This is a genomic window from Pseudomonas sp. GNP012 (genome assembly GCF_054343835.1).
On sequence record NZ_JBTGUU010000001.1, the window covers coordinates 4,978,754 to 4,998,022 of the forward strand.

The 19,269-nt window shown below is 60.9% G+C and carries 15 protein-coding genes; 4 read left to right on the forward strand and 11 right to left on the reverse strand.

The annotated features are described in order from the left end of the window. Positions 1–44: 44 nt before the first annotated feature. The 5 genes from ACXX83_RS22560 to ACXX83_RS22580 form a co-directional block, all read right to left on the reverse strand. Positions 45–3,062 carry a sarcosine oxidase subunit alpha gene (locus tag ACXX83_RS22560; RefSeq protein ID WP_458549657.1) on the reverse strand — a complete coding sequence of 1,006 codons (3,018 nt, stop codon included), beginning with the start codon at positions 3,060–3,062 and terminating at the stop codon, positions 45–47. Beyond that, positions 3,059–3,388, reverse strand: a complete 330-nt coding sequence (locus ACXX83_RS22565; RefSeq protein WP_007980417.1) for a sarcosine oxidase subunit delta — start codon at positions 3,386–3,388, stop codon at positions 3,059–3,061. Before ACXX83_RS22565 ends, ACXX83_RS22560 begins: the two co-directional genes overlap by 4 nt. Before the next feature lie 15 nt (positions 3,389–3,403). Further along, complete coding sequence (locus tag ACXX83_RS22570) at positions 3,404–4,654, reverse strand: sarcosine oxidase subunit beta (protein ID WP_007980419.1); 1,251 nt, start codon at positions 4,652–4,654, stop codon at positions 3,404–3,406. Positions 4,655–4,677: 23 nt separating this feature from the next. After that, complete coding sequence (glyA, locus tag ACXX83_RS22575; RefSeq protein ID WP_007980421.1) at positions 4,678–5,931, reverse strand: serine hydroxymethyltransferase; 1,254 nt, start codon at positions 5,929–5,931, stop codon at positions 4,678–4,680. Positions 5,932–6,191: 260 nt separating this feature from the next. After that, positions 6,192–6,920, reverse strand: a complete 729-nt coding sequence (locus ACXX83_RS22580; RefSeq protein ID WP_458550222.1) for a TraX family protein — start codon at positions 6,918–6,920, stop codon at positions 6,192–6,194. Between the two features lie 144 nt (positions 6,921–7,064). Here ACXX83_RS22580 and ACXX83_RS22585 point away from each other — a divergent pair, with 144 nt between their 5' ends. The 3 genes from ACXX83_RS22585 (at position 7,065) to ACXX83_RS22595 (ending at position 9,516) form a co-directional block, all read left to right on the forward strand. Beyond that, positions 7,065–8,105 (forward strand): threonine aldolase family protein, encoded by a 1,041-nt coding sequence (locus ACXX83_RS22585; protein WP_217836563.1) that lies wholly within the window; start codon positions 7,065–7,067, stop codon positions 8,103–8,105. A 187-nt stretch (positions 8,106–8,292) separates the two neighbouring features. Then, positions 8,293–8,493, forward strand: a complete 201-nt coding sequence (locus ACXX83_RS22590) for a hypothetical protein (protein ID WP_458549658.1) — start codon at positions 8,293–8,295, stop codon at positions 8,491–8,493. 198 nt (positions 8,494–8,691) lie between these two features. Beyond that, complete coding sequence (locus tag ACXX83_RS22595; protein ID WP_458549659.1) at positions 8,692–9,516, forward strand: SDR family oxidoreductase; 825 nt, start codon at positions 8,692–8,694, stop codon at positions 9,514–9,516. 127 nt (positions 9,517–9,643) lie between these two features. Here ACXX83_RS22595 and gbcB read toward each other — a convergent pair whose 3' ends face one another. Beyond that, entirely contained in the window at positions 9,644–10,744 is a 1,101-nt protein-coding gene (gene gbcB / locus ACXX83_RS22600; protein WP_015097131.1) for a glycine betaine monooxygenase reductase subunit, read from the reverse strand. A 283-nt stretch (positions 10,745–11,027) separates the two neighbouring features. Between gbcB and gbca the strand changes: the two genes are divergently transcribed. Then, the gene (gene gbca, locus ACXX83_RS22605) at positions 11,028–12,323 is read left to right on the forward strand and encodes a glycine betaine monooxygenase oxygenase subunit (protein ID WP_217836565.1); all 1,296 of its coding nucleotides are present in this window, start codon (positions 11,028–11,030) and stop codon (positions 12,321–12,323) included. A 775-nt stretch (positions 12,324–13,098) separates the two neighbouring features. Here the strand turns inward: gbca and ACXX83_RS22610 are convergent. From ACXX83_RS22610 to dgcB, 5 genes are all read right to left on the reverse strand, one after another. Next, the gene (locus tag ACXX83_RS22610; RefSeq protein WP_458550223.1) at positions 13,099–14,265 is read right to left on the reverse strand and encodes a retropepsin-like aspartic protease; all 1,167 of its coding nucleotides are present in this window, start codon (positions 14,263–14,265) and stop codon (positions 13,099–13,101) included. A gap of 226 nt (positions 14,266–14,491) precedes the next feature. Further along, a complete protein-coding gene (locus ACXX83_RS22615; protein WP_458374856.1) occupies positions 14,492–15,058 on the reverse strand; it encodes a GNAT family N-acetyltransferase in 567 nt (188 codons plus the stop codon). A 148-nt stretch (positions 15,059–15,206) separates the two neighbouring features. After that, on the reverse strand, positions 15,207–15,977 hold the full coding sequence (etfB, locus tag ACXX83_RS22620; RefSeq protein WP_015097135.1) for an electron transfer flavoprotein subunit beta: 771 nt from the start codon (positions 15,975–15,977) through the stop codon (positions 15,207–15,209). Between the two features lie 15 nt (positions 15,978–15,992). Continuing rightward, positions 15,993–17,213, reverse strand: coding sequence for an electron transfer flavoprotein subunit alpha (etfA, locus tag ACXX83_RS22625; protein ID WP_458549660.1), 1,221 nt, complete (start codon positions 17,211–17,213; stop codon positions 15,993–15,995). Then, positions 17,213–19,156: a dimethylglycine demethylation protein DgcB gene (dgcB, locus tag ACXX83_RS22630; RefSeq protein WP_015097137.1), complete on the reverse strand. Its 1,944-nt coding sequence runs from the start codon at positions 19,154–19,156 to the stop codon at positions 17,213–17,215. The genes etfA and dgcB overlap by 1 nt, the downstream gene beginning before the upstream one ends. Positions 19,157–19,269 lie beyond the last annotated feature (113 nt).

Sequence of the window (19,269 nt, forward strand, 5' to 3'; positions counted from 1 at the left end):
TGGGCCGACTCGGTGTCATTGCCCACTCACAAGTCTTGAAGCCATCAAACGTTCTGGCGTTCGCCTTTCGGATCGAAGAACACCGAAGAAACGATTTCCGCCTCGATCACGCTGCCGTCGGCCAGCGGTGCGAACACTCGCTCGCCCATCCGCTGCAACCCGCCCTTGACCACGCCCATGGCAAACGAATAGCCCAGGGAGTTGTGCAGGTAACTGGAAGTCACGTGACCCACCATGGTCATCGGGATGGCTTGCTTGGTGTTGAACACCAGTTGCGCACCTTCCGGCAGCCATTTGGTCGGATCGATCGGCTTCAGGCCAACCAGCTGTTTGCGCTGATCACGCACGCAGTCTTCACGGTTCATGCCACGCCAGCCGATCCACGAGAACGGTTTGGTGCGACCGACACACCAGCCCATGTTCAGGTCGTCCGGGGTCATCGAGCTGTCAGTGTCCTGGCCGACGATGATGAAACCCTTCTCGGCCCGCAGCACGTGCATGGTTTCGGTGCCGTACGGGGTCAGGTTGTACTTCTTGCCAGCATCGACGATTTTTTCCAGCACACCCATCGCATAGTCGGCTTGCACGTTGACTTCGTACGACAGTTCACCGGTAAACGAAATCCGGAACACCCGCGCCGGCACACCGCCGACCAGCCCTTCTTTCCAGGTCATGAACGGGAAGGCTTCGCTGCTCAAGTCGATGTCGGTGACTTCGCTGAGCAGCTTGCGGCTGTTCGGCCCGGACAGGGTCATGGTTGCCCAGTGGTCGGTGACGGAGGTGAAGTACACCTTCATGTCCGGCCATTCGGTCTGGTGGTACAGCTCCAGCCACTGCAGCACGCGAGCCGCGCCGCCAGTGGTGGTGGTCATGACGAAATGGTTGTCGGCCAGGCAAGCCGTCACGCCGTCGTCGAAGACCATGCCGTCTTCTTTGCACATCAGGCCGTAACGGGCCTTGCCCACATCAAGCTTGGTCCAGGCGTTGGTGTAGACGCGGTTGAGGAACTCGCGCGCATCCGGGCCCTGGATATCGATCTTGCCCAGGGTCGAAGCATCGAGCAGGCCGACGCTGTCGCGCACGGCTTTGCATTCGCGCTTGACCGCGGCGTGCAGGTCTTCACCGGATTTCGGGAAGTACCAAGGACGTTTCCACTGGCCGACGTCTTCGAACTCGGCGCCGTTTTTCAGGTGCCATTGATGCAGCGCGGTGTAGCGCACCGGCTCGAAGATGTGCCCACAGTGACGACCGGCCACGGCGCCGAAAGTCACCGGCGTGTAGTTCGGACGGAACATGGTGGTGCCCATCTGCGGGATGGTCACGTTCAGCGAACGGGCGGCGATGGCCAGGCCGTTGACGTTGCCGAGCTTGCCCTGATCGGTGCCGAAGCCCAGTGCGGTGTAGCGCTTGACGTGCTCGACCGACTCGAAGCCCTCGCGGGTCGCCAGTTCGATGGCGGCGGCGGTGACGTCGTTTTGCAGGTCGACGAATTGCTTCGGCGCCCGTGCGGTGTTCTTTTCATGGGGCACCTGGAACAGCGCCAGGGTCGGCTCTTCGAGACGGCTCAGGGCTTTTGGCAACACACCTTCAATCGTCTGGAACCCGGCTTCGGCAGCGGCGCGGGAGCCACCTTCAAAACCGTCAGCCAGAGAATCGCCAAGGCCGTAGACACCGTTGATGCCACCGACACATACACGCTTCTGCGGTGCTTCACCCGGTACGAAACCGAGGATGTCTTCGCGCCAGATCGGCTTGCCACCCAGGTGCGAAGCCAGGTGAACCACCGGGCTGTAACCACCGGAACTGGCCACCACATCGCAATCAAGCCATTCGCCAGGACTGGTCACGGCGTGGGCTTTGACGTCGATGGCGGCCACACGGGCAGCGGTCACGCGCTTGCTGCCACGGGCCTCGATCACGGCGCTGCCGGTGAGAATGCGGATGCCTTTGGCACGCGCCTCTTCCACCAGCGCACCACGCGGGTTGCTGCGGGCATCGGCGATGGCCACCACTTGCAGGCTGGCGTCGAGCCAATCCAGGGCAACGCGGTAGGCGTGGTCGTTGTTGGTCGACAGCACCAGTTTCTTGCCCGGTGCCACACCGTAACGACGCACGTAGGTCGAGATGGCGCCGGCGAGCATGTTGCCCGGCACGTCGTTGTTGCCGTAGACCAGTGGACGCTCGTGAGCGCCGGTCGCCAGCACCACACGCTTGGCACGAACCCGGTGAATACGCTGACGCACCTGGCCAATCGGTGCGCGGTCGCCGAGGTGATCGGTCAGGCGCTCGTGAATGGTCAGGAAGTTGTGGTCGTGGTAGCCATTGACGGTAGCGCGCGGCAACAGCAGCACGTCCGGAGTGTTCTTCAGTTCGTCGATGACGCTGGCCACCCACTCCATCGCCGGTTTGCCGTCGAGGCTTTCGCGGGAATCGAGCAGGCTGCCGCCGAACTCTTCCTGTTCGTCAGCCAGAATTACACGGGCGCCGCTGCGCGCAGCCGCCAGTGCAGCCGCCAGGCCGGCAGGGCCAGCACCGACGATCAGCACGTCGCAGTGCTGGTTCATGTAGTCGTAGGTGTCCGGATCGTTCTCGGTCGGCGAGCGGCCAAGACCGGCGGCCTTGCGGATGTACTTCTCGTAAGTCATCCAGAACGATTGCGGGTACATGAAGGTTTTGTAGTAGAAACCCGGCGGCATCAGCTTGCCGCCGACCTTGCCGAGAATCCCCATCATGTCGTTGTTCACGCTCGGCCAGCCATTGGTGCTGGTGGCGACCAGGCCTTGATACAGCGCTTGTTGCGTGGCGCGCACGTTCGGGATCTGCGTGGCTTCGGTGGCGCCGATCTGCAGCACCGCGTTCGGCTCTTCGGCACCGGCGGCGAAGATGCCGCGCGGACGGGAATACTTGAAGCTGCGACCGATGATGTCGACGCCGTTGGCCAGCAGTGCAGCGGCCAGGGAATCGCCTTCGAAGCCTTTGTAGTTCTGGCCGTTGAAGGTGAAGCTCAAGACTTTGTTGCGGTCGATCCGTCCGCCATTGGACAGGCGATTGATCTGGCTCATACCTTCTCTCCCAGAGCCGTGCTGGCCGCTTTCGGGCTATCGGTCTTGTCGGTGAATTGTGGCTTGGTGCCGATCTTGTAGGTTTCGAGAATCTCGTAGGTCACGGTGTCGCGGGTGACGTTGAAGTACTGACGGCAACCGGCGACGTGATCCCACAGCTCGTGGTGCAGACCACGCGGGTTGTCGCGGAAGAACATGTAGTCGCCCCACTCCTCGTCGGTGCAGCTGTTCGGGTCCAGTGGGCGCGGGATGTGCGCCTGGCCGGATGCATGGAATTCCTCTTCGGAGCGCAGTTCGCCGCAGTGAGGACAGAAGATATGCAACATAGGAAATTTCTCCTGTTAGTGGGCGACGGCAGCAGCGCCGTGTTCGTCAATCAGCGCACCGTTGTGGAAACGGTCGATGGAGAACGGTGCGGCCAACGGGTGCATTTCGCCTTTGGCCAGGCTTGCGGCAAACACGTTGCCCGAGCCAGGTGTGGCCTTGAAGCCACCGGTGCCCCAACCGCAGTTGAAGAACATGTTCGGTACCGGGGTTTTCGAAATGATCGGGCAGGCATCCGGCGTGGTGTCGACGATGCCGCCCCACTGACGGTTCATGCGCACGCGCGACAACACCGGGAACATCTCGACGATGGCCTGGATGGTGTGCTCGATCACCGGGTACGAACCACGCTGGCCGTAGCCGTTGTAGCCGTCGATACCGGCGCCGATCACCAGGTCGCCCTTGTCGGACTGGCTGATGTAGCCGTGCACGGCGTTGGACATGATCACGCTGTCGATAATCGGCTTGATCGGCTCGGACACCAGCGCTTGCAGCGGGTGGGATTCGATCGGCAGGCGGAAACCGGCGAGCTTGGCCATGTGCCCGGAGTTACCGGCAGTCACCACGCCGACGCGCTTGGCGCCGATGAAGCCTTTGTTGGTTTCCACGCCGATGCACACGCCGTTTTCCTTGCGGAAACCAATCACTTCGGTCTGCTGGATCAAGTCCACGCCAAGGGCGTCGGCGGCCCGGGCAAAGCCCCAGGCCACGGCATCGTGACGGGCCACGCCACCACGACGCTGGACGGTTGCGCCCATCACCGGGTAGCGGGTGTTCTTGGAGCAGTCGAGGTACGGGATCTCGTCAGCCACTTGCTTGGCATCGAGCAGTTCGCCGTCTACGCCATTGAGGCGGTTGGCGCTGACCCGACGCTCGGAATCACGGATGTCCTGCAGGGTGTGGCACAGGTTGTAGACGCCGCGCTGGGAGAACATCACGTTGTAGTTCAGGTCCTGGGACAGGCCTTCCCACAGTTTCATCGCGTGTTCGTACAGGTGGGCCGACTCGTCCCACAGGTAGTTGGAGCGCACGATGGTGGTGTTGCGCGCGGTGTTACCGCCGCCCAGCCAGCCTTTCTCGACCACGGCCACGTTGGTGATGCCGTGCTCCTTGGCCAGGTAGTAAGCCGTGGCCAGGCCATGCCCGCCACCGCCGACGATGACCACGTCGTAGACCTTTTTCGGGGTCGGCGTGCGCCACATGCGCTGCCAGTTTTCATGGTGGCTGAGAGAGTGTTTGAAGAGGCCGAAGCCCGAGTAGCGTTGCATAGTCATTTACTCCAAAACCGCACTCAGCGATAAACCGGGAAGTCCGCGCACAAGGCTGCCACTTGCTCGGCGACATTGGCTTCGACATCGGCATCGCCGAGGTTGTCGAGGATGTCGCAGATCCAGCCGGCCAGCGTGACGCACTGGGCCACCTTGAAGCCGCGCGTGGTCACCGCCGGGGTCCCGATGCGCAGGCCGGAGGTCACGAACGGCGACTGTGGATCGTTCGGCACAGCATTCTTGTTCACAGTGATATGGGCGCGACCGAGGGCGGCATCCGCGTCCTTGCCGGTCAGGCCCTGACGGATCAGGCTGACCAGGAACAGGTGGTTATCGGTACCGCCGGACACTACATCGTAGCCGCGTTTGATAAACACGCCGGCCATGGCCTGGGCGTTGTCGATCACTTGTTGCTGGTAAGCCTTGAAGCCGGGCTCCAGCGCTTCCTTGAAGCACACCGCCTTACCGGCGATCACGTGCATCAGCGGGCCGCCCTGGGCACCCGGGAAAACTGCCGCGTTGAGCTTCTTCTCGATTTCTTCGTTGGCCTTGCACAGGATCAGGCCGCCACGCGGACCGCGCAGGGTCTTGTGGGTGGTGGTGGTAACCACGTCGGCATAAGGCAGCGGGTTCGGGTACAGACCGGCCGCGACCAGACCGGCAACGTGGGCCATGTCGACGAACAGCAGCGCACCGACCTTATCGGCGATCTGGCGGAAGCGCGGGAAGTCGAGGGTCTTGGAGTAGGCCGAAAAACCGGCAACGATCATCTTCGGCTTGCACTCGACGGCCAGGCGCTCGACTTCGTCGTAGTCGATCAGACCGGTCTTGGTGTCGATGCCGTACTGCACAGCGTTGTACAGCTTGCCCGAGGACGACACTTTGGCGCCGTGGGTCAGGTGACCGCCGTGGGCCAGGCTCATGCCGAGGATGGTGTCGCCGGCTTGCAGCAGCGCCAGGTACACGGCGCTGTTGGCCGAGGAACCGGAGTGCGGCTGGACGTTGGCGTAATCGGCGCCGAACAGTTGCTTGGCGCGCTCGATGGCCAGGGCCTCGACCTTGTCTACGTGCTCGCAGCCACCGTAGTAGCGCTTGCCCGGGTAACCTTCGGCGTACTTGTTGGTCAGGCCGCTGCCCTGGGCCTGCATCACGCGCTTGCTGGTGTAGTTCTCCGACGCGATCAGCTCGATGTGATCTTCCTGACGTTGCTCCTCGGCATTCATCGCCGCCAGCAGTGCATCGTCGTAACCCTGGATCTGGTCTTGCTTGCTGAACATCGCGTCTCTCCCAGCGGCGGCGGTGCGCCATTCGTCTCGGTGAGGCACTGGCTTTTCGGCAGTGCCCTTTGGTAGCGATGGTATGACTGGCTTGGAGTCGTCAAATGCCTACGGGCGCCACGCAAAGGTGCGTTTACGACATGGCGGGAAATGGATCAACGCAACCCCTGTGGGAGCGGGCTTGCTCGCGAAGAACGATGACGCGGTCTGTCTGAGACACCGAAGTGCCTGCTTCGCGAGCAAGCCCGCTCCCACAGGGATTAGGCAAGTGCTTGACGTAGCGCCAGTAAAACAAGGAAATGCACGGGATACAGCGCATAGGCCCAGCGCCGCATCGGTGGTGGATTTACGCCCTTGGCATGTCGCAACAAGAACAGCCCGAGCCATGGCGCAATCAGACAAGCGGCGATTGCCGGAATGGCCGCGTGGTTGCCCAGTCGCGCGGCGTGATACAGCACCTGCCATTGATTGGCCGCCAGACAGACCAGCCCCGCCAACAGCCCGAAGTACCAGGGTCGGTGCAGTACCAGCAGCAAGACCAACGGCAACAGGACGCCAAAAAAACCGAACATCAATCGCTGGGAGAAAAACGCCGCCAGCAGGACAGCGCCAACTGCAAGCAGTCGCGATGCAAGCACCGGCTGCTGCCAGCCACGAACCACCAGCCAGCCCAGGGCAAGGGTGGGCAGCACGTTCAAGGTGTCGGGATGGGGAATGAACATCCGGTAGGGAACTTCACTCACCGCGCTAAACAGCAACAACCACCCCAGATAGCGCCACTGGCCACCGGTCGTCGTAGTCCGCTCGCGCGCCAGATTGGCCGCCATCGCCAGGCAGAACCACGGAAACGCCAGGCGCCCCGGCACATACAGCCAATCGGCGGAATAGCCGACATATCTCAGGTGATCGAGCAGCATGCTCAAAAGCGCCAGCCACTTGAGCAGATCCAGTGCCCCGTCTCGCTGCGTTAAGTGCATGGCCTTGTACATCGTCATGTGCATAATTGCCCTTCGACTGTGTATTTTCCAAACAGCGACATCCTGTGCGCTGCACCTGACGATCTTGGGTACAGTGCGCACCCTCATTGACCACGGGACGCTTCACCATAGGCATCTCGACCACGGAAGCAGGCCATGACCGACAAGAGCCAACAATTCGCCAGCGACAACTATTCCGGTATCTGCCCTGAAGCCTGGGCGGCCATGGAACAGGCCAACCACGGCCACCAGCGCGCCTACGGCGACGACGAATGGACCGCCCGCGCCTCCGACGATTTCCGCAAACTGTTTGAAACCGACTGTGAAGTGTTTTTCGCCTTCAACGGCACCGCCGCCAACTCGCTGGCGCTGTCCTCGCTGTGCCAGAGTTACCACAGCGTGATCTGCTCGGAAACCGCTCACGTCGAAACCGACGAATGCGGCGCCCCGGAATTTTTCTCCAACGGCTCCAAGCTGCTGATCGCCCGCACTGAAAACGGCAAGCTCACCCCAGAATCGATCCGCGAGGTCGCACTCAAGCGCCAGGACATCCACTACCCGAAACCACGTGTGGTGACCCTGACCCAGGCCACCGAAGTCGGCAGCGTCTATACCCCGGACGAAATCCGCGCCATCAGCGCCACCTGCAAGGAACTGGGCCTGAACCTGCACATGGACGGCGCACGCTTCTCCAACGCCTGCGCGTTCCTCGGCTGCACCCCGGCGGACCTGACCTGGAAGGCCGGCGTCGACGTGTTGTGCTTCGGCGGAACCAAGAACGGCATGGCGGTGGGCGAGGCAATCCTGTTCTTCAACCACAAACTGGCCGAAGACTTCGATTACCGCTGCAAACAGGCCGGGCAGCTTGCTTCAAAGATGCGCTTCCTGTCGGCACCCTGGGTCGGCATCCTGGAAAACGACGCCTGGCTCAAATACGCCAACCACGCCAACCACTGCGCACAACTGCTGGCCGAACTGGTCAGCGACATTCCTGGCGTGGAACTGATGTTCCCGGTACAGGCCAACGGCGTGTTCCTGCAACTATCGGAGCCGGCCATCGCCGCCTTGGCCGCCAGGGGCTGGCGCTTCTACACCTTCATTGGCAACGGCGGCGCACGTTTCATGTGCTCGTGGGATACCGAAGAAGAGCGTGTGCGCGAGCTGGCGAAGGACATTCGTGAAGTGATGAGCGCCTGAGGTCGCTGTCAACGGCGCTGCACATCTCGGCCGCGCCGTTCATCCGAACTGGCATTTCTGACAGTTCACCGTCTCTGCATCGCCGAAGTAACGTCTGAGCACCTGAAAAGGAGTTCGCGCAGTCTTTCGGGAACAATCGCGTGTCGAATTTTCGACGCACCCCATGTTCTAGCGCAGAGTAATTCAAATGAGCATTCAAGCCCTGAACCAAGTCCTGATCAACGACCCGAAAGCTACTGTCACTAACGTGAGCTGGGACGAAGTTCAAAAAATTGCCCAGGTCGGCGACATCATTTCACAGCACGGATCCACGTTTACAATCGCCCTTAAGCAGTACGTGCAGCAGATGGACAACTCATACGAAATCAAGCTGTATAAAGCTGATTAATAATTCATGACTCCGACAATCCATTTTGTGAGTTGATGGCTAACTGATTCACAGTCGAATCCTGTATGGCGAAGGTAGATGTTCCTTTGTCATACAGGTTTGTTTCATTTCATCTTTCTCACAGTAGCTCCTGAAAGACCTGGTCTACATTGTCTGTCGAGCCACCCCGCTCGCATAACAACAATCAGGAGCGTATGCATGTCATTGCAAGGCAAAACCCTGTTCATCACCGGCGCCAGCCGCGGCATCGGCCGTGAGATTGCGCTGCGGGCCGCACGCGATGGGGCCAACATTGTGATCGCCGCCAAAAGTGCCGAACCCCACCCCAAGCTGCCGGGCACGATTTTCAGCGTGGCCCGGGAAGTGGAAGCCGCAGGCGGCAAGGCGCTGGCCTTGCAGGTGGATGTACGTGAAGAAGATGCTGTACGCGAGGCGCTGGCCCGGGCCAACGAACATTTCGGCGGTATCGACGCACTGATCAACAACGCCGGGGCGATCAAGCTGACCGGGGTCCAGCACATTGAACTCAAGCGCTTCGACCTGATGCACCAGATCAACACCCGTGCCGTATTGCTGTGCAGTCAGGCTGCGCTGCCGTACCTGAAGAAGTCCGGCGGCCACATCCTCAACCTGTCTCCGCCGCTGAACCTGGCCACCAAGTGGTTCGCGCAATACAGCCCCTATACCGTCACCAAGTACGGCATGAGCATGCTGACCCTGGGCATGAGTGAGGAATTCAGGAATTACGGCATCAGCGTCAACTCGCTGTGGCCACAGACGATGATTGCCACCGCGGCCATCGAGTTTCAGTTGGGGTCGAAGGAATCATTCAAGCATGCGCGAACGCCTGCGATCATGGCGGATGCCGCGCATGTGATTCTGAGTAGCACAAACCGCAGCCTGACCGGGCGATTGTTGATCGATGAGGAAATTCTGCGGGAGAGCGGCATTACCGAGTTCGAACACTACCGGTTCGCGCCCGACAGCACCGACAAGCTGATGACAGATCTGTTTATTGACTAAAACCCTCCCCTGTAGGAGCGAGCCTGCTCGCGATGAACCTGAGAACGCCGCGCGGTGCCAGGTTGCCAGCGTCATCGTTGACGTCCATCGCGAGCAAGCTCGCTCCTACAAGGGTATTGCGTAACGCTTAGAATTCGATCCGCACGTCGCCCTTCGGCACGCTGCAGCACGACAGGATGAACCCTTCCGCTTCGTCTTCCTCGGTGATCCCGCCGTTGTGCTCCATCTCCACTTCGCCACCCAGCTTCAACACCTTGCAGGTGCCGCAGATACCCATGCCGCACGCTTTCGGAATCATCAGGCCGACCTTGGCCGCCGCCGCATGCACGGTCTCGCCCGGGGCCACGCGGATGCTCTTGCCGGAGGCGGTGAACTCCACTTGATGCAGGTCCGCGGCGTCGACTTCCGGCGCCTCGGCCGCTTGTACTGCATGTTCTACCGCATCGGCGCGCGCCTCTGGCGGGGTCGCACCGAAGGATTCTTCGTGGTAACGCGACATGTCGAAACCTGCGCCTTCGAGCAAGCGCTTGACCGCATTCATATAGGGTGTCGGGCCGCAGCAGAATACTTCGCGCTCAAGGAAGTCAGGCGCCATCAATTCAAGCATTCTGTGGTTCAGGTAACCGCGATAACCGGCCCAGGGCTCACCCATGCCGTGCTTCTCGCAGATCAGGTGCAGGCTGAAGTTTTCGATCCGCGACGCCATGTGCTCCAGCTCGCGGTGGTAAATGATGTCTTTGGGCGAACGGGCGCTGTGGATAAACACCATGTCGACATTGCCGTTGGTGTCGTAGAACCAGCGCGCCATGGACATGACCGGCGTGATGCCAACGCCGCCGCTGAGGTAGAGCACCTTCGGCGCGGTGAAGTCCATGGCATTGAACAGCCCGACCGGACCGTGCACCGCCAGCTCCTGGCCTTCGTGCAGGGTGTCGTGCAGCCAGTTCGAGACCTTGCCGCCCGGCACACGCTTGATGGTCACCGAAAAGCTGTAGGGTACCGACGGCGAACTGGAAATGGTGTACGAACGCATGATCGGCTGGCCTTCGATTTCCAGCTCCAGGGTGACAAACTGCCCCGGTTTGAAGAAGAACAGGATCGGCTGGTCGGCCATAAAGCAAAAGGTGCGCACATCCCAGGTTTCCTGGATGACTTTGACGCAACGGACAATGTGTCGACCATTGGCCCAGGTCTGGGTGGTTACCGGATTCAGGAAGCTGTTGGACATGCTGATCTCCACGGCCGACTGTCGGCCTTCATGTTGGCGATTCTGCGTATAGCGCGGATCACCCATTTACCTATCTGCGACATTGACATGCTTATCGCGACCAGCCCCCAACGACCGGGGCTTGCGCGTCGGGAACAGATTGCACCATGTCGCCCATGGATAAGGTTCTGGCCAGCGCCGGCCCCACACTCGCCCCATACCAAGACACAACCATTACACCTTGCGTAGCAACCCTGATTAGCCACTTTCGCCGGCCACACAGAATGGCCTTGAGGATTAAACGATGGACGTCACTACTACACTGAGCCTGGGCGATCCGCTGGAACCCGCACGCAAGGCCACCGCACAGATGCTGCAAGAGCGTGAGCGCACGTTCTCGCTGCCGCAGCCGTTTTACTCCGACGACCGCCTGTTTGATATCGACATGCAGGAAATCTTTCAGAAAGAGTGGTTGATCGCCGGTATGACCTGCGAGATCCCCACCAAGGGCAACTACCTGACCCTGCAGGTCGGCAAGAACCCGATCATCGTCATCCGTGGCGCTGAAGGCGTGGTACACGCGTTCCATAACGTCTGCCGCCACCGTGGCTCGCGCCTGTGCACCAGCGACAAGGGCAAGGTCGCCAAACTGGTTTGCCACTACCACCAGTGGACCTACGAACTCGACGGTCGCCTGCTGTTCGCCGGCACCGAGATGGGCGCCGACTTCGACATGAATCAGTACGGCCTCAAACCGGTGAACGTGAAGACTGCCGGCGGCTACATCTTCATCAGCCTGGCGGAGAACCCGCCAGCCATTGATGACTTCCTGTCGACGCTCAACCATTACATGGAACCGTACGACATGGAAAACACCAAGGTGGCAGTGCAAACCACCTTGATGGAAAAGGCCAACTGGAAGCTTGTGCTGGAAAACAACCGCGAGTGCTACCACTGCAACGCGTCGCACCCGGAACTGCTGAAAACCCTGCTGGAATGGGACGACGTCACCGACCCGCGCGCCGACCAGGCGTTCAAGGACCACGTCGCCGCCTCCGCCGCCGCCTGGGAAGCCGAGAAGATCCCGTACGCCCACGCCAGCTTCGGCCTGCGTAACCGCATCGTGCGCATGCCGCTGCTCAAGGGCACCGTGTCGATGACCATGGACGGCAAACAGGGCTGTGCCAAGCTGATGGGCCGCATCAAGAACCCGGACCTGGGCTCGATGCGCATCCTGCACCTGCCACACTCCTGGAACCACTGCATGGGCGACCACATCATCGTGTTCACCGTGTGGCCGATCAGCGCCCAGGAAACCATGGTCACCACCAAGTGGATCGTGCACAAGGACGCGGTCGAAGGCGTGGACTACGACGTGGAGCGCATGCGCCAGGTCTGGGACGCCACCAACGACCAGGACCGTCGCCTGGCCGAAGAGAACCAGCGCGGCATCAACTCCACCGCCTACCAGCCTGGCCCGTACTCCAAGACCTATGAGTTCGGCGTGGTGAACTTCGTGGACTGGTACAGCGAGCGTCTGCTGAGCAACCTGGGGGCCGAGCCTGCGCCGTACCTCAAAGGCGTTCCGGTCCAAGGCTAAATCCACTCCCTGTAGGAGCGAGCTTGCTCGCGATGAGCCTGAGAACGCCGCCGGGTGTCAGGTTGCCAACGTTATCGTTGACGTCCATCGCGAGCAGGCTCGCTCCTACAGGGGGCTTGCCCGTCATTCATAGAACTGTACGAAATATGACCTATCTCGTTCAGACCTATGCCCGCCGCACCTCCCAGCCTTCCGCAAACAAGTTATCCACACCTCCACCCACAGCTATTGGGGACAACTGTGGAAAAGCTGGAAATTTTCTTCACGAAAACCAAAGAAAAACCGTGACTTATCCAGAAGCCTGCTTCCAGGAGTGGACTGGTCGTTTTTTGATCTAACGCCTGAAAGCCACGGCCTGCATGGCGTTCAGAGGATGGCGAACACCTTATCCACAGAAGCGCCAACAGACTTTGGGGTTAACTTGGAAAGCTCTGTGGAAAACCGCGGAAACCTTGAGAAATCCAGCGTTTGCGTGAAAGCCGACTATGCAAAACCGCCTTTTGATCATTTTTTGATCAGACACCTGCACACCTCTATTTACAAGGCCTGCAGCCGATAGCAAACATCTTATCCACAGAAGCGCCAACAGAGATTGGGGGCAAGTCTGCGTTAACAGCAGCACTTATCCCCTTGAAAAAGCTTGGAAAAAACACGAGCGAGGCTGGTTGTTTTTTGAACGACGCCTTGCAGGGCTTGAATTACATGGGCCGTAGCGAGGGGCGAACATGTTATCCACAGAACCACCAACAGGGATTGTGGGTAAACACCAACGTGTTCAGACTTTATTGAAGCATGAGCGACCTGAGCCCAGGTCCAGGTTCAATTCAAAGTCTTTGAAGGCGCGCCAACCGAGCAATATCGACGGCACGTATTGCCCGCCCAGCAGCGACGGCGGGATGGTGAAGCCCGGGTAGTATTTGTAGCTGACCGCCATGATGTTGCCTTGCATGACCAATATGCCGTCAAAGCGCCGAAAGTGCTTGTTGTCGCCGGTGTAACCGTTCGAGCTTCCTGGTGTCAGTGCCTGCACGGCATTGGCCTGTCTGCCAGGTAACGCGGCCGTCAGGTAGTCGACATTTCCCGTATCGATGATGGCCAGCGTTGTGCGGCGATCCAGTTGAGCGGCAACCACCAGCCGCTGGTTGAGATCCACGCGGTTAAAAGCAATGAACGCATCGCAGCGCCTGGCAGGCGCAGGATTGAGTTCCAGGGCGTTTCTGGTGATCTTCAAGCGCCCCAGCTTGCTGATCAGGTCCAGCCCCAGCAAATTCTCCCGGTCGCTGACAAACACCAGGACATTCCTGAACTCTCGGGTGCCGACCTTGAGTGACCTGAGAATGCCCAGCCTCGCAGCCAGGCCTTTTTCGCCATAAAACGTGCTGTAGCGATACTGAGCATCGGGCAACAACCTGATGCCCATCTGTTTTGCAGTGTCGATGTTGACCCGGGTTTGCGGTGCCCCCGTGTCCAGTACAAAACGCGCCGAGACACCGTTGGCCGCGCCGACATCGATAAATGGCAGCACTTCTTGCGCGATATAAAAGTCGTTGGCATACGGATGCAGTGGCAGCACCTCATGCCGCACCGAATCACTGACCGAGAAATTGCCAGTCGTCGCCAGGATAGCCAGTGATTTGTCGCCGAACATGGAGAACAGCGGTTTCAGCCCGGCGCTGGCCTCTATCGCCCGGGCATGCCTGCCCTTGATCGCCAGATAGTATTCGGGGAGTTGGTTGGCGACCTTGGCTTCGAGCATTCTGGCCAGGACCGACACCGAACAGTCGAGGTGCTTATCGGCATCCAGCTCCTTGTCGCACTGCTGCCGCAACTGTGCCAGGGACGCGTTACGCCCCTGCTCGGTCTCGACCCACTGATAAAAGTCCTGATCGGCCGCATGGGCTTTTATCCGGACGGCAGACATCAAGCCTGTGGATACCCACATGGTCGTAGCGAAGAGCGCCAAAAGAGCGAAAGTCTTCATATTCAAGCCAGTCATAAAACCGGGTTTTATGAGTCAGCGCTGAATATCTGAAAACTCCCGAAAGCGTGCCGCACCCTTGATCAGCGCATAGAAAACTGTAGCTCACCGCCCTTGTCAGCGTGGAGCCAGATAAATGATGCGTGGCGCTGTGGATAACTGTCGCGACTCGAATAAACCCCGAACCAGCTCAGGGTCTGTGCATAAGATAGGCGTCACCTGTGACGCGGATCATGGGATGAGGGATGACCTGGCAGGTCTTGATGACCGCGAAGCCGTGTCGCTCGTAAAAACGCCGGGCGCCAGTGTTGGCGGCATAGTCGATCAGGCTCAGGCCATTGAGCCCGAGCCGGTCGGCACGTTCTTGGGCATGGGCGAGAAACTGCACGCCCAGCCCCCGGTTACGCCAGCCTTCATGCAGGGCCAGGCTGGAGATATACAGGGTATCGGGCACTTCCATGTCGGCATAAGGCGCCAGAACCGGGTCGGTCGTCGGGACCGCCAGTGGATCGTGGCGCATCGCGTAACTGTGCATCATGCCAATGACCTGGCCATCGGCCTCGGCAATCAGGCAGTTCTGGTAGGAGAAATCGACGTCGTCCCGGGCATAGCGAATGGCACCGACGTCCAACAGATCCTGGCCGGGCTCTGCGATCTGGCTCCAGATGTAATCTGAAGCGCCCTCGGATGAAATCTGGAACAACCGCGCAATCTCACGCGCATCGGCGCGCACTGCCGAACGAAATTCAACGGCCATTGTTCCCCCATAAATGTCGGTGAGATGAAGCTTTTCTGTGGGAGCGGGCTTGCTCGCGAAAGCGGCGGGCCAGGCGATATTCATGTCGACTGACACGCCCCCTTCGCGAGCAAGCCCGCTCCCACATTTGATCCAGGGTGACTATTTGTCAGCGGACCACACCCTCTTCAATCAGCAACTTGAGGATCGCTTCAGCCCCCGCTTGTGCCGTCACGCCCTTGAGCACCTGCCCGCCCCCACCACTGGCCTTGGCCGTCGCGGCTTTCATGCGGTCGGCGCCGCTCTTGGCCTTGATCACTTTCAGGCGCTTGGGCCGTGGCTTGGCCGGTTGCAGGCTGGCGACCGCGAGCAGCTCATCATCGATGACTTCAACGTCCTGCGCTTGCAGCACGCCGCGTCGGGCCGGGCCATACGCGCTCTGGCGAGGCTTGGGCGCGGCGTTGTCCACCGTTGCCAGAAACGGCAGGCGCACCTTCAGCCGACGACGTTGACCGCGCGGCAAGGCTTGCAGCACAAGCGCCGAACCGCCATCGATGGACTCGACCTGTGCCAGCCCCACCACCAGCGGCCAGCCCAGGCTTTCAGCCAGCAGGAAGGGCAACATGCCCGAGCCTTCACCGGTTTCCGCCTGGCTGCCGGTCAACACCACCTGAGCACCGGCATCACGCAGATACTCGGTCAATGCCGGCAGCGCATCGGCACCCTCGGGCTGCTCAAGCACATGCAACTGTTCCAGGCCCATGCCCAGGTAAGCGCGCAGCGCAGGCTCGGCGATGTCGCCGGCATGCAGCACCTGCAAGTTATCCCCAGCCAGTTGCAGGCCCAGTTCCACCGCCCGCGCATCCTGTTCCGCGCGACGCGGCCGACCGGACGTCGGGTGGGCGCCGATGGACACCAGGCTGATGATTTTCGTGCTCATAACCCTTTCCTTCCCTTAAGCCGCATCGCGCTTGGCGTCGTTGCGGTAAGCCTCTACCGCTTCGATCAAGGCTTGAAGAATCTCCGCACTCTCGCCGATCACCGAGAGGTCGGCACGCTTGATCATGTCGCAGCCAGGGTCGAGGTTGATCGCCACCACCTTGTCGCAGGCACCGATGCCCTGCAGGTGCTGGATCGCTCCGGAAATCCCCACGGCCACATAGACCCGTGCAGTCACCCAGGTACCGGATGCCCCGACCTGACGATCGCGGGCCATGAAGCCGTCGTCCACCGCAACCCGCGATGCGCCTTCGGTCGCGCCGAGGGCTTCGGCGGTCCTGTGGAAAAGTCCCCAGTCCTTGACCCCGTTACCGCCGGAGAAAATGAACTCGGCCTCGGCCATCGGAATCGCCGCCGGATCCACCGCCACCGCGCCCAGATCTTCGATCCGCGACAGGCTGCGCGCCACGGCTGTGGATAACTCCACCGGCAATGCTTCATGACGGGTTTCGCTGACCGGTTCGGCGCACTCGGCAGCCGCCAGAATCAAGCGCGCCAGCGGACGGGCAAGGTCTTGCAGACCGGCACCGGCGCGGCCGATGCACTCCTGATCCTTGACCTGCCAGACCCGCGTCGCCGGGCGTTCGCCCAGGGCGGCGGCAAAGCGCCGACCCAGTTCCCCGCCACCGGTGCGACTGTCCGGCAACAACCAGTGTCGTGGGCTGAACTGGTTATCCACAGCCCGCAGGCCCTGGACCCGCTGTTCCGGTGCATAACCGTTGAATTCTTCACCTTCCAGCACCAGCAGGCGATCGACGCCCGCCGTGGCAAAAGCGCTTTCCTTATGCTCGCCGAACACCACGGCCAGCACCGCGCCGTCCTTGCCGGCCAGTTGATGGGCCAGGCCCAGCAGGTCGCGGTCATGACTGCTCAAGCGGCCACCGACCATATCCGGCACCACGCTGATGTAAAACGCCGGCGCGGCAACCTGGTGCAATGGCAATTGCACTTCGACAGCGGCTGTACGTTTATTCGTCCCGCCCTGCTGGGCGCCGCTGCGGTCGATGCGCTTGATGCCGTTGGGGCCGATAAAGCCAATGCCATGGGGATTCTTGCGGATGACACCGTTAGGCCCCATCCAGCTGTGTTGCACCGGTTGCATGGCCGCGTGCAATGGATGCAGGCGGTTGCGGGCAATCCATTCGGCCCGCGGGTCGCGGCGGATAATGTCGCTCATCAGTGGGCCTCCGCAGGTTCGCGCTTGACGGGTGTCTTGGCGGGTGCGGCGTCTTCGAGCAACGCATCGGCCACCAGTTCGGCGATATCCTTGATCAGCGGCCGGGGTTCGACCACACCTTCAAGCATCGCGGTGCACTGTGGACAACCCACGGCCACCAGTTCGGCACCGGTTTCGCGGATGTCTTCCATGCGCATGTCAGGAATGCGTTGCTTGCCCGGAATGTCGGTGATCGGCGCACCGCCGCCACCGCCGCAGCAGCGGGAGCGGAAACCGGAACGTTGCATCTCTTTCACTTCGATCCCGAGCGCGCGCAGTACCTCACGCGGCGCCTCGTATTCGCCGTTGTAGCGGCCGAGGTAGCACGGGTCGTGGTAAGTCACGCTGTCGCCTTTGTGCTGACCGAGGTTCAGCGCGCCGGCCTGGATGATTTCCGCCATGTAGGTGCTGTGGTGCTGCACCAGGTAGTTGCCATCGAAGGCGCCGTACTCGTTTTTCAGCACGTGGAAACTGTGCGGATCGCAGGTGACGATGCGGTTGAAGCTGTACTTGGCCAGGGTCTGGATGTTGCGTTTGGCCAACAGCTGGAAGGTCGCTTCATCGCCCAGGCGCCGGGCCACGTCACCGCTGTCGCGTTCTTCCAGGCCGAGCACGGCGAAGTCGATTTTCGCCGCCTTGAGCACTTTGACGAAGGCGCGCAGGGTGCGCTGGTTGCGCATGTCGAAGGCGCCGTCGCCAACCCAGAACAGGACGTCGGTGGATTTCTTTTCGCTGAGCAGGTTGAGGTTCAAGTCTGCCGCCCAGTTCATCCGCCCGCCCGGCGCAAAGCCGCCCGGGTTGTCGGTGGCGATCAGGTTTTCCAGGACTTCGGCGCCCTTGTTCGGGGTCGCGCCTTTTTCCAGGGTCAGGTGACGGCGCATGTCGACGATGGCATCGACGTGCTCGATCATCATCGGGCACTCCTCGACGCAGGCACGGCAGGTGGTGCAGGACCACAGGGTCTCGGCGTCCACCAGTCCGTTGACGATCGGTTGATGCGGATTGCCAGCGTGCTCGCCAATCGCTTTGCCGGGATATGGGCTGCCAGCGAATTTGGCATCGGTGCCACCGGCCAGGCCGACGACCATGTCCTGAATCAGTTTTTTCGGGTTCAGTGGCTGGCCAGCGGCGAAGGCCGGGCACGCCGCTTCGCATTTACCGCACTGCACGCAGGCGTCGAAACCGAGCAACTGGTTCCAGGTGAAATCCTTGGGTTTTTCCACGCCCAGTGGCGCACTCAGGTCGCTAAGATCCAGCGGTTTCAAACCGGTGGAACGGCCGCCGCCAAAACGTTCGGCGCGACGGTGCCAGGCCAGGTGCAGTGCGCCGGCAAAGGCGTGCTTCATCGGCCCGCCCCAGGTCATGCCGAAGAACAGCTCCGACACACCCCACAACACGCCAACTCCGAGAATCGCTGCCAACAGCCAGCCGCCGAAGTTTTCCGGGAGGATGCCCGCCACCGGCAGGGTCAACAGGAAGAACGAGGCCGAGAATGCCAGCAGGCTTTTCGGCAGGCGCATCCACGGGCCTTTCGACAGACGCGACGGCGGGTTGCGCCGACGCAGGTAAACGAAGATCGCGCCAACGAACATCACCGCCGACATCAGCAGCAGCGCATAGCCGAGGAAGCGGTTATGCAGGCCGAAACCATGCACCAGAATCGCCAGCACGATGGACGCCACCGCACCGCCGGCTGTGGCGACGTGGGTGTTGGCAATGTATTTGTCCCGCGCCACCACATGGTGCAAATCGACCATGTAGCGCTTGGGCATGGCGAACAGTCCACCGATCAGGTCGACTTTCGAAGCCCGGCCCCGGCGCCACATGGCCACCCGCCGCAACGCGCCCAGGACACCAAGGCCCAGGGCTGCGAACAACAGGATTGGAAGAAGGGTGTTCAACATGGTGAAGCTCCCACCAGAACATCTTGGAGAAACGCGGTCAGCGGTTCCTGTGGGAGCGGGCTTGCCCGCGAAAGCGGTGGGTCAGTCGACATCAATGTCGGCAGACAGATTGC

Excerpts from the sequence above, each read along its gene's own strand:
- ACXX83_RS22560 (WP_458549657.1), bottom strand. The coding sequence starts at position 3,062 with ATGAGCCAGATCAATCGCCTGTCCAATGGCGGACGGATCGACCGCAAC.
- ACXX83_RS22565 (WP_007980417.1), bottom strand. The coding sequence starts at position 3,388 with ATGTTGCATATCTTCTGTCCTCACTGCGGCGAACTGCGCTCCGAAGAG.
- ACXX83_RS22570 (WP_007980419.1), bottom strand. The coding sequence starts at position 4,654 with ATGCAACGCTACTCGGGCTTCGGCCTCTTCAAACACTCTCTCAGCCAC.
- glyA (WP_007980421.1), bottom strand. The coding sequence starts at position 5,931 with ATGTTCAGCAAGCAAGACCAGATCCAGGGTTACGACGATGCACTGCTG.
- ACXX83_RS22580 (WP_458550222.1), bottom strand. The coding sequence starts at position 6,920 with ATGTACAAGGCCATGCACTTAACGCAGCGAGACGGGGCACTGGATCTG.
- ACXX83_RS22585 (WP_217836563.1), top strand. The coding sequence starts at position 7,065 with ATGACCGACAAGAGCCAACAATTCGCCAGCGACAACTATTCCGGTATC.
- ACXX83_RS22590 (WP_458549658.1), top strand. The coding sequence starts at position 8,293 with ATGAGCATTCAAGCCCTGAACCAAGTCCTGATCAACGACCCGAAAGCT.
- ACXX83_RS22595 (WP_458549659.1), top strand. The coding sequence starts at position 8,692 with ATGTCATTGCAAGGCAAAACCCTGTTCATCACCGGCGCCAGCCGCGGC.
- gbcB (WP_015097131.1), bottom strand. The coding sequence starts at position 10,744 with ATGTCCAACAGCTTCCTGAATCCGGTAACCACCCAGACCTGGGCCAAT.
- gbca (WP_217836565.1), top strand. The coding sequence starts at position 11,028 with ATGGACGTCACTACTACACTGAGCCTGGGCGATCCGCTGGAACCCGCA.
- ACXX83_RS22610 (WP_458550223.1), bottom strand. The coding sequence starts at position 14,265 with ATGTGGGTATCCACAGGCTTGATGTCTGCCGTCCGGATAAAAGCCCAT.
- ACXX83_RS22615 (WP_458374856.1), bottom strand. The coding sequence starts at position 15,058 with ATGGCCGTTGAATTTCGTTCGGCAGTGCGCGCCGATGCGCGTGAGATT.
- etfB (WP_015097135.1), bottom strand. The coding sequence starts at position 15,977 with ATGAGCACGAAAATCATCAGCCTGGTGTCCATCGGCGCCCACCCGACG.
- etfA (WP_458549660.1), bottom strand. The coding sequence starts at position 17,213 with ATGAGCGACATTATCCGCCGCGACCCGCGGGCCGAATGGATTGCCCGC.
- dgcB (WP_015097137.1), bottom strand. The coding sequence starts at position 19,156 with ATGTTGAACACCCTTCTTCCAATCCTGTTGTTCGCAGCCCTGGGCCTT.